Raw genomic sequence first — 300 nt, forward strand, 5'->3', positions numbered from 1 at the left:
CCAGGATCTGAAGCAGACCCACGTTCAGCATCTCCATCGCGTCTTCGTCCTCGAGCGCGTCCGGTAGCAGAACGATCCGCATCGGTGGCTTGCCCGCCTGCCGGAAGCGGTTGTTCAGTGCGATCAGGCTTTCGTAATAGCTGCTATGGCGGCGAACGTCGACGGTCTTGCCCTTCAGGTCACTGAGCGTGGAGAGCGCGGGTGACTTCGGACCGGTCAGAACGAGTTCTCGCGTCGGCTTGAGCGCGTGTGCGGTAACAAAGTCGGCCTGCTTCAGGCGATCCTCAGTCGCCGTCAGAT

General features: G+C 61.3%; 1 pseudogene. It reads right to left on the reverse strand.

The features are described from left to right. A pseudogene (locus SB753_RS36185) lies at positions 1–300 on the reverse strand (lytic transglycosylase F); the annotation flags it as partial.

The organism is Paraburkholderia sp. SIMBA_053 (assembly GCF_046534895.1).
Lineage (GTDB): Bacteria > Pseudomonadota > Gammaproteobacteria > Burkholderiales > Burkholderiaceae > Paraburkholderia > Paraburkholderia caledonica.